This is a genomic window from Nonomuraea sp. NPDC049709 (assembly GCF_040674815.1).
Lineage (GTDB): Bacteria > Actinomycetota > Actinomycetes > Streptosporangiales > Streptosporangiaceae > Nonomuraea.
On record NZ_JBFANM010000022.1, the window covers coordinates 42283 to 56313 of the forward strand.

Below are 14031 nucleotides of genomic sequence, written 5' to 3' on the forward strand. Positions count from 1 at the left end.
GTGAGCTCCAACAATCTCGTGAGAGAGCGCTCTCTCATCATCCCCCTAAGTGCGACCCAGGAGGGTTTCCATGACCCCTCGTATCCGGCGGCTCGGCCTGCCTTTGCTCACCGCGTCCGTCCTCGCCCTGGCGACGGCGTGCGGTGGCGGCGGTGGCGGGAACACCGCGACCGAGGCGAGTGCCAAGCCCGGAGAGAAGATCAAGCTGACCGTCGGCCTGTTCGGCGACTTCGGCTTCAAACCGCTCTACGAGGAATACAAGAAGACCCACCCCAACATCGAGATCGTCGAGAACGTCACGCAGTTCAACGACCACCACAGCAACCTGGTCAAACGGCTGGCCACGAACGCGGGCGCGGGGGACATCGAGGCGGTCGAGGTCGGCTACATCAGCACGTTCACCGCCCAGCCGGGCAGGTTCGTCGACCTCAAGCACTACGGGCTCGACAAGCGGCAGGCCGACTACCTCGACTGGAAGTGGCAGCAGGGCCTGAGCAAGGACGGCGCGCAGGTCCTCGGCCTGGGCACCGACGTGGGCGGGCTGGCCATGTGCTACCGCAAGGACCTGTTCAAGAAGGCCGGGCTGCCGGAGGAGCGCGACAAGGTGGCGGCGCTCTGGCCGACCTGGGAGGAGTACATCGCGACCGGCAAGAAGTTCGCCGGAGCGAACGTGGCCGGCGCCAAGTTCGTGGACTCTCCCGGTGAGATCTTCCGCGCGATGGTCAACCAGGCGCCCGTCGGCCTGTACGACGCCCAGGACAACATCATCGTGGAGTCCAACCCCGACGTGAAGAAGGCCTGGGACCTGTCGAACCAGCTCACCCAGGAGGGCCTGACCGCCAAGCTGGCCGCCTTCTCGCCGCCGTGGAACACCGGCTTCGCCAAGGGCTCGTTCGCCACGATCATCTGCCCGGCCTGGATGACCGGCTTCATCCAGGAGCAGGCCAAGGACGCCTCCGGCAAGTGGGACATCGCGACCGTGCCCGGCGGCTCGGGCAACAGCGGCGGCTCGCACCTGATGGTGCCCAAGCAGAGCAAGCACCCGAAGGAGGCGGCCGAGCTCATCGACTTCCTCACCTCGAAGGACAACCAGGCCAAGGTGTTCAAGGAGGAGGGCACGTTCCCGTCGATCCCGGCGCTGTACGACGACCCGTCCATCCAGAACTTCACCAAGCCGTTCTTCGGTGACGCCCCCATCGGCAAGATCTACTCCGAGGCCGCCAAGGCGCTCAAGCCGCAGCACCTCGGCCCGAAGGAGGCCGACGTCCGGGTCGCCATCGGCAACGGGCTCGGCCGGGTCGAGCAGGGCAAGCAGACGCCGGACGAGGCGTGGGCGCAGGTACTCGAGGACGTCAAGAAGATCAAATGAGCACCCTTCCCCTCGCGGTCACGCGACGGCGTAGGCGCAGCGTGCGGCACACCCTCGACGTGAGGGTGTCGCCGTACGCCTACGTGGCCCCGTTCTTCCTGCTGTTCTGCGCCTTCGGGCTGTTCCCGCTGGTCTACACGGCCTGGGTGAGCCTGCACGAGTGGACGCTGCTGTCCGAGACGCAAGAGTTCGTCGGGGCGGCGAACTACTCGACGCTGCTCGCCGACGACTACTTCTGGAACGCCACCTTCAACACCCTGTCCATCGGCGTGCTGTCGACCGTTCCGCAGCTCGCGCTGGCCATCTGGCTGGCGCACCTGCTCAACCGGCGGCTGCGGTTCCAGACGCTGTTCCGGGTCGCGCTGCTGCTGCCCAACGTCACGAGCGTGGTGGCGGTGGTGGTGATCTTCAGCCAGCTCTTCGGCCGGGACTTCGGCATGATCAACTGGATCCTGTCCTGGTTCGGGGCGGGCACCATCGACTGGGCGGCGGGCACGGCCAGCTCGCACATCGCCCTGTCGGTGATGATCATGTGGCGCTGGACCGGGTACAACGCGCTGATCTTCCTGGCCGCCATGCAGGCCGTGCCGCGCGAGCTGTACGAGGCCGCCACGCTCGACGGCGCGGGCAACTTCACCCAGCTCCGCAAGATCACGATGCCGATGATCCGGCCGACGATCATCTTCGTGGTGATCGTCTCGACGATCGGCGCGATGCAGATCATCGCCGAACCCATGCTGTTCGGGCAGAGCAGCGGCGGCGGTGGCGGCATCGCGACGGGCGGTCCCGACCGGCAGTTCCAGACCCTGGCGCTGTTCGTCTACGAGCAGGGCTTCGCGAACTCGACGTTCGACTTCGGCTACGCCTCGGCGGCGTCGTGGCTCATGTTCGTGGCCGTGGTGGTCGTCGCCGGGATCAACTTCCTGATCACCCGCAAGGTGAAGGGCGGGCTGGTATGAGGCTGCGTTACCTGACCCTCATCGCGGTGGCCTTCTTCTCGGCCTTCCCGCTCTACTACAGCGTCGTGGTCGCCTCCCGGCACAACTCGGCGCTGGCCGAGGTGCCGCCGCCGCTGCTGCCCGGCGGGAACTTCTTCGCCAACGTCGCCAGGGTCTTCGACACTGTGCCCTTCGGGCTCGCGCTGGTCAACTCGGTCATCGTGGCCGGGTCGATCTCGATCGCGGTGATGTTCTTCTCGACGCTGGCCGGGTTCGCCTTCGCCAAGCTGAAGTTCCGGGGCCGGAACATCATGCTGGTGATCACCGTCGCGACCATGATGGTCCCGGCGCAGCTCGGCATCATCCCGCTCTACATGCTCATGGTGAAGCTGGAATGGACCGGCACCAACTACGCGCTGATCGTGCCCGCGCTGGTCAACGCGTTCGGCGTGTTCTTCATGACGCAGTACCTGTCGCGCGCCCTGCCCACCGAGCTGCTGGAGGCCGGGCGGGTGGACGGGTGCTCGACGTGGGGGCTGTTCTGGCACGTCGTGCTGCCCACCGCGCGGCCCGCGGCGGCGGTGCTGGGCATGCTGACGTTCATGTCGGCCTGGAACGACTACTTCTGGCCGCTGGTCGTGCTGAACCCGGACAACCCGACCGTCCAGGTGGCGCTCTCGACCCTGGCCAGCGGGTACGTCAACGACTACGTGCTCGGCCTCGCGGGCACCGCGATCGGGACCCTGCCGCTCGTGGCCGTGTTCGCCCTGTTCGGCAAGCAAATCATCGGTGGAATCATGCAAGGAGCTGTTAAGGGATGATCTTTCCCGAGGACTTCGTCTGGGGCGCCGCCACGGCCTCCTACCAGATCGAGGGGGCGGTCAAGGAGGACGGGCGGGGCCAGTCGATCTGGGACACCTTCTCCCACACCCCCGGGAAGGTGTCCGACGGCGACACCGGAGACGTGGCCTGCGACCACTACCACCGCTACCGGGAGGACATCGGGCTGATGCGCGAGCTGCGGCTGGGGGCCTACCGGTTCTCGGTGGCGTGGCCGCGCGTCCAGCCCGACGGCGATGGCTCGATCAACCCCCGCGGCCTGGCCTTTTACGACAAGCTCGTCGATGAGCTACTGCAGGCCGAAATTTCGCCTTATGTAACGCTTTATCACTGGGACCTGCCGCAGGCGCTGGAGGACCGCGGCGGCTGGACCAACCGCGACACCGCCTACCGCTTCGCCGACTACGCCCAGGCCGTCTACGACAAGCTCGGCGACCGCGTCGCGGACTGGGCGACGCTGAACGAGCCGTGGGTGGCGGCGTTCCTCGGCTACGGCAACGGCGTGCACGCGCCGGGCCGCCGCGACCCCGCGGACGCGATGCGCTCGGCGCACCACCTGCTGCTCGGCCACGGGCTGGCCGCGCGGCGGCTGCGCGCGGCCGGGGCGCGGCGCATCATGCTGGTGGTCAACTCCTCCCCCGTGCTCACCCCCGCCCAGGTCAACGACCCCTCGGCGGTGCCCAGCGAGGCGGACGCGGCCGTGGCCCACCGCATCCACACGTTGCTGACCAGGCAGTTCCTGGACCCGGCCGTGTACGGCACGTACCCCGAGGAGGTGCTGGAGGCCGCGGCGCGCAACGGCGGGACGGAGCACATCCAGGAGGGCGACCTCGCGCTGATCAACGCGCCGATCGACCTGATCGGCGTCAACTACTACAACCCGTGCGTGGTCGAGTCGGGCCCCGGGCTGCCGGCCGACGCCGCGTGGCCGGGCTCGGAGGACGTCAGGTTCGCCACGGCTGACGCGCCGACGACCGCGATGGGCTGGCCGATCGTGCCCGACGGCCTGTCCCGGCTGCTCGTACGGCTCTCGCAGGACTACCCGCAGGTCGGGCTCATGGTCACGGAGAACGGTGCGGCCTTCGACGACCTCGTGGAGGACGGGCGGGTGCACGACGACGAGCGGGTGGCGTACCTGGACGGGCATCTGCGCGAGGTGCACCGGGCCATCGAGGCGGGCGCGGACCTGCGGGGATACCTGGTGTGGTCGCTGCTGGACAACTTCGAGTGGGCCGAGGGTTACCGGCGGCGCTTCGGCATCGTGCACGTGGACTACGCGACGCTGACCAGGGTGCCCAAGGACAGCGCGCTGTGGTACCGGGACGTGATCAGCAGGAACGGCCTGTAGATTTTTTCCGTGCTCTCCCTTCTGGTTCAGTCATGAGACGCCCGACGCTCGAGGCGGTCGCCGCCCGCGCGGGCGTCTCGCGTGCCACCGCCTCCCGTGTGGTCAACGGGCAGACGACCGTGGCGCCCCACATCCGCGACGCCGTGCTGCGCGCGATCGACGAGCTGGGCTACGTGCCCAACTCGGCCGCGCGCAGCCTGGTCACCCAGCGCACCGACTCCGTCGCCCTGGTCGTCAGCGAGCCGGGGACGCGGGTCTTCTCCGAGGACCCGCTGTTCTCCACCGCGATCAGGTCGGCGTCGGTGGAGCTGGAGGCGATCAACAAGCAGGTCGTGCTGATGCTGGCCTCCTCACCCAAGAGCCATGCCCGGGTGGAGCGTTACATCGCGGGCGGCCACGTGGACGGCGTCATGCTGCTGTCCATGCACGGCGCCGACCCGCTGCCGGCCGCGCTGGCGCGGCTGCGCGTGCCCGTGGTCTCCTACGGGCGGCCCGCCGTGCCGGTGGACATCCCGTTCGTGGACAACGACAACGTGGGCGGGGCCGAGTCCGGGGTGCGGCACCTGGTGGAGTCGGGGCGGCGCCGGATCGCCACGATCGCCGGGCCGCAGGACATGATCGCCGGGCAGGACCGGCTGGCCGGCTATCGCAACGTGCTGCGCGACTCCGACTGCCGCTCGATCGTGGCGGTCGGCGACTTCACGCGCGAGTCCGGGGCGGTGGCGATGCGGCAGTTGCTCGGCGACGATCCGTCGCTGGACGCCGTCTTCGTGGCCAACGACCTGATGGCGGTGGGGGCGTTGCAGTCGCTGCGCCAGGCCGGGCGGCGGGTGCCCGACGACGTGGCGGTGGTGGGCTTCGACGACATCGAGGCGGCGAAATACACCGAGCCGCCGCTGACGACCCTCAGGCATCCGGTGACCGAGCAGGCGGCGGCCATGGTGGGGCTGCTGCTCAACCTGTTCGAGGGCGGCCCGACCGATCCGGTCATCCTGCCCACGGAGCTGGTGGTCCGGGAGTCGGCATAGAGGTCCATTGACAAATAATCATATTTAAGTAGAAGGTCGCATGTGCTACCCACCAGAAGGGAATCGCACATGACCACGACCCGTCGCATCCTCCTGGCGTTATGCCTGGTCACCGGCTTCCTCGCGAGCGCCGGCCCGGCCGGGGCGGACGTCACGGGCCCGCCCGTGTTGAACGCGCCGGTGTTCAACGACCCGACCGCCGACTCGGGGGTGGCCCGCAGCCCGAGCGCCAAGCAGTCGGCCGTCATGGACCAGCTCATCCGCCTGATCCGGGCCGTCCCCACGGGCGGGGAGATCCGGTTCGTGACGCATGAATGGGCGCCCGGCGACCGGTCGAGCGAGATCGCCGACCAGCTCATCGCCGCGCACGACCGCGGCGTACGCGTGCGGGTGATCCTCGACAGCATGGAGAACGGCGCCAACGACGCCATCACCGCCACGCTCAGGGCGGCGCTCGGCACCTCGGAGTCGGCCGGCTCCTGGGTGATCCGCTGCGAATATCCGAACGAGTCGACGGTCGATCGCGGCTGCATCGCCCGGAACTACCTGCACAGCAAGTTCGCGCTGTTCTCCAACGTGGTGATCGACGGCACCTCGCACGCGAACGTGGTGTTCCAGACCTCGTCGAACCTGTCGAACTGGTACCTGTACAACTCCTACAACGACGCGTACACCTTCACCGACCAGGCCGTCTACAACGCCTACCGGACCTACTTCGCCGACCTGCAGGCGGGACGGCGCAAGGCGGTCGATCCCGGCTACTACTGGACCTCGCCGACCGGGACCACGCACCGGGCCACCTTCTACCCCCGCCTGGTCAGCGACCCCGACCCGATCGTCTCCATCCTGCGGCTCGTCGAGTGCAGCTACCAGGACGCGGACGGGGTCACGCGGCAGACCGACATCCGCATGGCGCTGACCGCGTTCAACAAGAACCGGGTGGCGATCGCGAACGAGCTGGTCCGGCTGCGCGGTGAGAACTGCTGGGTGGACATCGTGTACTACGAGAACGCCGCCGGGGCGACCAGCAAGAACGTGGACGACACGATCCGGCAGACCCTGGCCAGGACGGTCAACGGGCGGGCCATCCAGGTCACGCCGTGCCGGTTCAGGGTGGGGACGCGGGACGTGGTGACGCACAACAAGGTCATGATGATCGACGGGTTCTACGACGACGACATCACGCCGCGCGTCTACACGGGGAGCGCGAACTTCACGTACATGGAGAACGCGGACGACGCCTTCGTCCGGATCTCCGGACGGGACATCCACAGCCAGTACCTGTCCTGGTTCTACGGGCTGCGCACCGCCTGCAGACAATAGGGTCATGATCTCCCGCACCGCCGCCGTGTCCGCCGCCGTCGCCGTGGCCGCGGAGCACGGTGTGCGGGTGCGGGCGCCGGTGGTGCTGGCGGCTCGCGGGCTGCAGGGCACGCTGTGGGTGCTGGCCAGGGCGACGCGCTTCCCCTCGGAGGCCGGGAGGGCGCGCGCGGCCCTGGAGGCGTGGTTGCGCGACCCCAGCGGCGCCACCCGGTGACCTACACGCGGAAGACGCGGAGCTGGAGTGCGAGGGTGGAGTAGTAGCCCACCAGCGTGGTCAGCTCGAACAGGGCCCGCTCGCCCAGCGCCGCGTACTCCTCGTCGTCCAGGTCACCCTTCGCCACCAGGGCGCGGGCCACGCCGAGCACCGCCGCCTCGGCCGGGTCGTCGAGGGTCAGGGGCGAGCCGTCGCGCAGCGCCTGGAGCTGCTCCTCGGTGAAGCCCAGGCCGCGGGCGATCGGCTCGTGGGCCGCCCGCTCGAACGCGCTGTCCTGGTGCCCGGCCACGACCAGGATCGCCAGCTCCCGTGCCCGGTCGGTGAGCGAGGAACGGTAGCGGACGGCCGCCCCTAGCTCCTGGAGCGGGTCGCCGACGGGCGGGCTGAGCAGCATCGCGTTGAACGGGCCGGTGAGGCCGCCCTCCTCGTCGACCATGAAACCGCCGCGCGGCCCGGAGGCGATCTTGTCGTAGAGCGTCCTGGCCTCGGGGTCCAGGTCGTGCGGAGGCGTTCTGCGCAGCCGTGCCATGGCGTGATCGTAACGCCGTCCGGTATGGCGTGATCGTAACGCCGTCCGGTCAGGGCCTTCGCCCGATGCGATCGAGCAGGGCCGCCAGCTCGGCGCGCTCGCTCCCGGTGAGCGTCGCGTACGGCGCGGCGGCGAGCTCGTCGGTGAGGCGGTCCGCCGCGGCGAGCACCGTCCGGTCTGCCGGGCCGGGTGCCGGCCAGGGCGGGCGCCAGCCGTTGGCCTCGGCCTTCCTGGCACCCGGGCCGGCCAGGATCGCCCTGAGCGGCGTGAGGCCGTGGGCCAGGACGGCGATCAGGTGGCAGGCGCCCCGGTGCTCGCGCAGCCGCAGCAGCGCCAGTGCCGTACGGGAGGCCGGATCGCCCGGGTGCGCGGCCGGCAACGCCCGCCAGGCCGCGAACAGGGGACGTGCGGACGGGTCCGCCGCGGCGACGACGCGTTCGAGCAGGCCGGCCAGCCGGTCCAGGCCGTCGAGGGTGCCGTAGGCGGTGCGGGCCCAGGTCGTGCACGCTTCGACGTCCTCCGCGACGATGTCGCGCAGGGGTGCGGCGGCGCGGGCCGCCGCCCAGGACTCGCCCACCAGGTCAGGGGCGAAGAACCCGCAGGCCGCCGCCACGACCTCGGCGTCCACCTCGCCCAGCACACCGGCACGGCCGCCGAAGTAGAAGGCCCGGCGGGACAGCCCCATCCGCGCCCCGCGCGCCCGGTAGGCCGGGTCGTCGCCGAAGGCGGCGCCGGTCGCCGTCACCACCTGCTTGGTCTGCCGTACCACGTCCTCAGGGGTCACCTTTGTTCCCTTTTCCTCGGGGAGCCGGGCGGTGTTGTCTGGAGGATATGACGGCGATATCCACGAAACGGCTGGAGCTGCGTCCCGCCGGGGTACGTGATCTCGGCGTGCTCGTCCGGCACTGGAACGACCCGCAGGTCAGGCGTTACCTGTTCGACGATCGCGAAGTGGCTCCCCGGCTGGCGGGGACGCTGCTGCGCGACAGCGAGGCCGACTTCGCGCGGCACGGCTACGGGCTGTGGCAGGTGTTCAGGGACGGCGTGCTGATCGGGGTGTGCGGGCTGCGGCGGCACGGCGAGGACCAGGTGGAGCTCCTCTACAGCCTGGATCCGGCTCACTGGGGGGCCGGGCTGGCGGCCGAGGCGGCCGAGGCCGTGCTCGCGGCGGGGCGGCGGGCGGGGCTGGCCGAGATCGTGATCGAGACCGACGCCGGCAACACAGCCTCGCAGCGGCTCGCGGAGCGGCTGGGCGCGGTGCTCGGGGAGGAGGCGGACGGGCTGCGGCGCTACACGCTCGAGCTCACGCCATGAACGATCGGGGTGCGGCGCCCCGAGCGGTACGCGGTCCGCTCGGGGCGCCGGACGTCAGGTCAGCCAGACCGTGGTGTCGGAAGGCAGGAGGCCGTCCTCGATCACGCCGCTGGCCAGCACGACCGTGCCCGCGGGCAGCGGGATCGGCTCCTTGCCCAGGTTCGTGATGCTGGTCAGGCCCGAGTCGCGGGTGAAGGCCAGCACCTCCTCCCCCAGGGACAGCCAGGTCAGCGTCCCGTCCCCGAGCAGGTCCCGGCGGACGCCCAGGCCCGTGCGGTACAGGTTGAGCATCGAGTCCAGGTCCGTACGCTGCGCCTCGGCCGTGAGCTTGCGCCAGCTCTCCGGCTGCGGGAGCCACGGCGTGCCGGTCCCGAAGCCGAACGGAGGCTCCTCGCCCGACCACGGCAGCGGGATGCGGCAGCCGTCGCGGCCCGGGTTCGTGCCGCCCGAGCGGGCGTACATCGGGTCCTGGCGGACCTCGTCCGGCAGGTCCTCCACCTCCGGCAGGCCCAGCTCCTCGCCCTGGTAGACGTAGACCGAGCCGGGCAGGGCCATGGCCAGCAACGCCGCCGCCCGGGCCCGGCGGTAGCCGAGCTCGGGGTCCGACGGCGTGCCGTGGAGGGCGCCCCCGTGCGCGAACGAGGTGTCGGCGCGGCCGTACCTGGTGACCGGCCTGGTGACGTCGTGGTTGGACAGCACCCACGTCGGCGGGGCGCCGATGGGGGTGTGGGTGGCCAGGGTGAGGTCGATGGACCTGCGCAGGTCGGCCGGGTCCCAGGCGCAGGACAGGAAGTCGAAGTTGAAGGCCGTGTGCAGCTCGTCGGGCCGCAGGTAGCGCGCGAAACGCTCCTGGTCGGGGAGCCAGACCTCCCCGATCAGGATGCGCTCGCCGTACTCGTCGGCCACCTCGCGCCACCGACGGTAGACGTCGTGGACCTCGTCGAGGTCTTCGTAGGCGGTGTCGGACTTGATCAGCAGGGCCGCCGAGTCGATGCGGACGCCGTCCACGCCGCGATCGAACCAGAAGCGCAGCACGTCCTCGAACTCCCGGTGCACCTCCGGGTTGGTCCAGTTGAAGTCCGGCTGCTCCGGGGCGAACAGGTGCAGGTACCACTGCCCGTCGGGCACCTGCGTCCAGGCCGAGCCGCCGAAGATCGACTGCCAGTCGTTGAGCGGCTCGTCGGCGAACCAGAACCGGTCGCGAGCGGCCGGGTTCTCCAGGGCCTCCTTGAACCAGGCGCTCTCGGTGGAGCTGTGGTTCGGGACCACGTCGATGATGACCTTGATGTCGAGTTCGTGCGCCTCCTCGATGAACCGCTCGGCCTCCGCCAGCGTGCCGAAGACCGGCTCGATGTCGCGGTAGTCGGCCACGTCGTAGCCACCGTCGGCCATCGGCGACGGATACCACGGGTTGAGCCAGATGGCGTCGATCCCGAGTTCTTTCAGGTACGGCAGGCGGGAGCGCAGGCCGGCGAGGTCGCCCACGCCGTCGCCGTTCCCGTCGGCGAAGCTACGCAGGTAGACCTGGTAGATCGCGGCCCCCCGCCACCACGTTTGCGACATGCGCTTATCCCTTGATGCTTCCGGCGGTGAGTCCCGCCATGATGTGCCGTTGGAAGATGAAGAAAACGATGATCATGGGGATGCTGGTGATCAGCAGGCCGCCCATGACCTGGTTCTGGGTGACGGCCCCGGCCGTCTGCGACAGGCCCACGCTGATGGTCATCCTGTCGCTGTCGGTCATGACCAGCAGCGGCCAGACGAAGTCCTTGAACGAGGTGACGATCGTGAAGATGGACACCACGCCCAGGATGGGCCTGGAGATCGGCAGGACCACCGAGCGGAGGATCCGCACGGCCCCGGCCCCGTCGATCTGCGCCGCCTCGATCAGCTCCCTGGGGATCGAGTCGAAGAAGCGCTTGAGCAGGAAGATGTTGAACCCGTTGGCCGCCGCGGGCAACCACAGCGCCCACGGGTTGTTGAGCAGGCCCAGGTCCACGACCGTGACGTACAGCGGGATCAGGATGACCATCGCCGGGATCATCAGCGTCGCCAGCATCATGCCCAGGATGACGTTGCCGAACATCGGCCGCAGCTTCGACAGCGCGTACGCCGCCGAGACGTCCACGGCCATGCAGACGATCCAGCCGCCCAGCGAGTAGTAGGCGGTGTTCGCCAGCAGCGTGCCGATGTCGAACAGGTCCCACGCCTCGAAGAACGCGTCGGGCGTGGGATCGGCCGGCACGAGCGTCGGCGGCATCTGCGCCAGCTCCTCCGGCGTCTTGAGCGCGCCGGTGACCATCCAGTAGAGCGGGAAGACGAAGGCCGCCGTGAAGACGACGAGGACCGTGGCCAGCACGAGCCAGTAGATCCGCCGGCCCCACCTGCTGTTGAGCTGGTGCGGGGAGACGATCGTACGGAACTGCACCTCGATCGGCTTCGGTGACCGCTTCCTGCCCCGCTTCCCCCCGGTCGTCGCCCGGGCTCCGACGGAGATCACGCCTTGTCCTCCCTGGTCAGCCGGAGCTGGAAGGCCGCGAAGACGAGCAGCACGATCATGAGCATCATGCCGAGCGCCCCGGCCGAGCCGTAGTCCTGCAGCGTGAACGCGTTCTGGAACATCAGGTACGCCACCGTGACCGTCGAGTTCTCCGGCCCGCCGCCGGTCAGCATGTACGGCTCGATGAACACCTGCATGGTCGCCACGATCTGCAGCATCAGCATGAGCAGCAGGATCAGCCGCGTCTGCGGGATCGTGACGTGCCTGATCCGCTTGAAGATCCCGGCACCGTCCAGCTCCGCCGCCTCGTACAGCTCCGGCGGGATGTTCTGCAGCGCGGCCAGGTAGATCAGCGTCGCGCTGCCCATGTTCATCCAGGTCGAGACGATGACCAGGGAGATCAGGGCGGTGGACGAGCTGTCCAGCCAGGCCAGCGGCGGCAGCCCGAAGAAGTCGAGCGCCTGGTTGAACAGCCCGGGCCCCGGGTCGTAGAACCACCTGAACAGCAGCACCGCCACGATCGGCGGCAGCATGACCGGCAGGTAGACCACGAACCGCAGGTAGGCCCGGGCGTGGCGCAGCTCGTTGAGCACGAGCGCGACGACGAACGGCACGGCATAGCCGCACAGCAGGGCGAGGAGCGTGAACTCCAGGGTGTTCAGCCAGGCTTCGCCGAAGGCCGGGTCCAGGAACGCCGTCTTGAAATTGTCCAGGCCCACCCAGATCGGCTCGTTGATCAGGTCGGTCTTCTGGAAGCTCAGGATGAACTCCCTGACCATCGGATACCAGGCGAACACCGTGAAGCAGGCCAGCGCCGCGCACAAGAACCCGTAGGCCGTCAGATTGCGCCTCAAGATCTGCATTGAGGTCAGCCCTTGGCCGCCAGCATCGAGTTGGCCTTCGTCTCGGCGTCCGCGAGCAGCTGATCGACGCTGGCGTCCTTGCGGCTCAGCACGCCGGACATGGCCACGTCGAGGATGGCGTACAGCTCCTGTGCGTGCAGCGGCTCCGCCTTCGGCGGGATCGTGCCGGCGGCCTGTACGTACGACTCGTAGTTCGTCACCGGGAGCGAGGCGTTCTTCACCCGGTCGGCCTGGATGGCCTGGCCGGTGGGCGAGTCACCGAAGACGGCGTTGTCCGGCACGCCCACGGGGTTGCCGATGCTCTTGCCGCGGGCGAAGTCGAAGCGGCCCTTGCCGACGGTGTTGAAGCGGAAGTCGATCCACTCCAGCGCGGCCTTGGCCTCCTCCGGGGTCGCCTTCGGGTTGATCATGAACGCTTCGCCGCCGCTCAGCGACGCCTTGGCCTCGGGGAAGCCGGTGATGCCGTAGTCGGCGACGTTGCCCTTGAACTTGTTCACCACGTCGGTGACCACGTCGGGGGCGCCCAGCATCATGCCGACCTTGCCGCTGCCCATGGCGACCATGAGCGACTCCCAGCCGACCAGCAGCTTGGAGCCCATGCTGTTGTCCACCCAGCGCATGTCGTGCAGGTTCTGCAGCACGGCCTTGCCCTCGGGCGAGTTGAACGCGGCCTTCTTGTTGTCGGGGGTCAGGATGTCGCCGCCGCGACCGTAGATGGCCTGGGTGAAGTGCCAGCCGCCGGTGTTGCCGCCGGAGTACTCGCCGTAGCCGACGTAGCCCTGGCCGAGCGCGGCGATCTTCTTGGCCGCCTCGCGGACCTCGGCCCAGGTCGTGGGCGGGGTGTTGGGGTCGAGCCCGGCCTTGGTGAACAGGGCCCGGTTGTAGACCAGGCCCACGCTGTAGTGGACGTTCGGGACGCCGAAGACCTTGCCGTCCTTGGTGACCAGCTCCTTGTGGTCGGCGCGCAGGTCATTCCAGTTCTTGATGCTGCCGGTGTACTGCGTGATGTCCAGCGCCTGGCCCTTGGAGATCACGTCGTTGTAGTTGGTCACGGGCACCACGAAGGCGGTCTCCATCTGGCCGCCCGCCAGCTTGGGACCGAACGTCTTGGGGTCGAAGCACGGCTGCTGATCAGTGCTCTTGACCGTCACGCCGGGGTGTTCCTTCATGAACGTGGCCACGTCGTCGTCCCAGGCCTGCCGCTCCTTCGGGGCGGACTTCGCCGGCTGGCAGGCCACCGTGATCGTCACGGCCTTGGCGCCGCCGCTGGCGTTGGGGGTGGCCGGCTCGCCGCCCGATCCGCAAGCCGAGGCCGCGAGTCCTAGCACGGTTACGAGCAAGAGTCCGGTGGATCTCTGCATGATCTGACCCTTCTGATGCGAGGTGCCCACACCATAGGATCCGTGACGTATGTGCGCAATATTTCGACTTCATATTGCAAGATAACGACTGCATTACGCCGCCAGTCCGGCGAACCTCCTCCACGGCACGGGGCCGGGCCCGTCCCCGCCGCACGGGCCGAGGCTTTGGGGACGGCGGGAGGAGGATCAGCGGCGCTCGACCGCGTCGTGCCGCCGGACCGGCCCGCGGAAGCGTCGCCCGCGGCGCCCACGGGTCCGGCGCGGAAGCCCGCCCGCCTGCACCGTCGTCAGGCGGTCCGGGGCGTGATGGGCCGCGCACGCCGTTCGCCGGGAGCGTGCTCCGGAAGGGGGCGGGGTCTCAGGAGGGGACGACCAGAAGGCCGGCTCGCCGGTGCCGGCAGATC

Annotated in this window: 14 protein-coding genes; 8 read left to right on the plus strand and 6 right to left on the minus strand. The window is 69.2% G+C overall.

The window, feature by feature from the left end:
- Positions 1–70: 70 nt before the first annotated feature.
- The 7 genes from AB0J69_RS23045 (at position 71) to AB0J69_RS23075 (ending at position 7060) form a co-directional block, all read left to right on the plus strand.
- On the plus strand, positions 71–1369 hold the full coding sequence (locus AB0J69_RS23045) for an ABC transporter substrate-binding protein (protein WP_364120535.1): 1299 nt from the start codon (positions 71–73) through the stop codon (positions 1367–1369).
- Positions 1366–2328, plus strand: a complete 963-nt coding sequence (locus AB0J69_RS23050) for a sugar ABC transporter permease (protein ID WP_364120538.1) — start codon at positions 1366–1368, stop codon at positions 2326–2328. The genes AB0J69_RS23045 and AB0J69_RS23050 overlap by 4 nt, the downstream gene beginning before the upstream one ends.
- Positions 2325–3128, plus strand: coding sequence for a carbohydrate ABC transporter permease (locus AB0J69_RS23055; protein WP_364120541.1), 804 nt, complete (start codon positions 2325–2327; stop codon positions 3126–3128). Before AB0J69_RS23050 ends, AB0J69_RS23055 begins: the two co-directional genes overlap by 4 nt.
- Entirely contained in the window at positions 3125–4495 is a 1371-nt protein-coding gene (locus AB0J69_RS23060; protein WP_364120544.1) for a GH1 family beta-glucosidase, read from the plus strand. The genes AB0J69_RS23055 and AB0J69_RS23060 overlap by 4 nt, the downstream gene beginning before the upstream one ends.
- A gap of 32 nt (positions 4496–4527) precedes the next feature.
- Entirely contained in the window at positions 4528–5523 is a 996-nt protein-coding gene (locus tag AB0J69_RS23065) for a LacI family DNA-binding transcriptional regulator (RefSeq protein WP_364120547.1), read from the plus strand.
- Positions 5524–5592: 69 nt separating this feature from the next.
- On the plus strand, positions 5593–6846 hold the full coding sequence (locus AB0J69_RS23070) for a phospholipase D-like domain-containing protein (RefSeq protein ID WP_364120550.1): 1254 nt from the start codon (positions 5593–5595) through the stop codon (positions 6844–6846).
- 4 nt (positions 6847–6850) lie between these two features.
- Complete coding sequence (locus AB0J69_RS23075; protein ID WP_364120553.1) at positions 6851–7060, plus strand: hypothetical protein; 210 nt, start codon at positions 6851–6853, stop codon at positions 7058–7060.
- A gap of 1 nt (position 7061) precedes the next feature.
- Here the strand turns inward: AB0J69_RS23075 and AB0J69_RS23080 are convergent, their stop codons facing one another.
- Positions 7062–7589, minus strand: a complete 528-nt coding sequence (locus AB0J69_RS23080; protein WP_364120556.1) for a carboxymuconolactone decarboxylase family protein — start codon at positions 7587–7589, stop codon at positions 7062–7064.
- Between the two features lie 49 nt (positions 7590–7638).
- Positions 7639–8373, minus strand: coding sequence for a hypothetical protein (locus tag AB0J69_RS23085; RefSeq protein WP_364120559.1), 735 nt, complete (start codon positions 8371–8373; stop codon positions 7639–7641).
- A 47-nt stretch (positions 8374–8420) separates the two neighbouring features.
- Between AB0J69_RS23085 and AB0J69_RS23090 the strand changes: the two genes are divergently transcribed.
- Positions 8421–8903: a GNAT family N-acetyltransferase gene (locus tag AB0J69_RS23090; protein WP_364120562.1), complete on the plus strand. Its 483-nt coding sequence runs from the start codon at positions 8421–8423 to the stop codon at positions 8901–8903.
- Positions 8904–8957: 54 nt separating this feature from the next.
- On the opposite strand, the gene AB0J69_RS23095 is transcribed toward AB0J69_RS23090, so the two are convergent.
- Genes AB0J69_RS23095 through AB0J69_RS23110 form a run of 4 tightly spaced genes read right to left on the minus strand, consistent with a single transcriptional unit; the run spans position 8958 to position 13594 of the window.
- The gene (locus AB0J69_RS23095; RefSeq protein WP_364120565.1) at positions 8958–10466 is read right to left on the minus strand and encodes a glycoside hydrolase family 13 protein; all 1509 of its coding nucleotides are present in this window, start codon (positions 10464–10466) and stop codon (positions 8958–8960) included.
- Between the two features lie 4 nt (positions 10467–10470).
- The gene (locus AB0J69_RS23100; protein WP_364120568.1) at positions 10471–11403 is read right to left on the minus strand and encodes a carbohydrate ABC transporter permease; all 933 of its coding nucleotides are present in this window, start codon (positions 11401–11403) and stop codon (positions 10471–10473) included.
- On the minus strand, positions 11400–12266 hold the full coding sequence (locus AB0J69_RS23105) for a sugar ABC transporter permease (protein WP_364120571.1): 867 nt from the start codon (positions 12264–12266) through the stop codon (positions 11400–11402). The genes AB0J69_RS23100 and AB0J69_RS23105 overlap by 4 nt, the downstream gene beginning before the upstream one ends.
- A gap of 5 nt (positions 12267–12271) precedes the next feature.
- Positions 12272–13594: an extracellular solute-binding protein gene (locus tag AB0J69_RS23110; RefSeq protein ID WP_364120574.1), complete on the minus strand. Its 1323-nt coding sequence runs from the start codon at positions 13592–13594 to the stop codon at positions 12272–12274.
- Positions 13595–14031 lie beyond the last annotated feature (437 nt).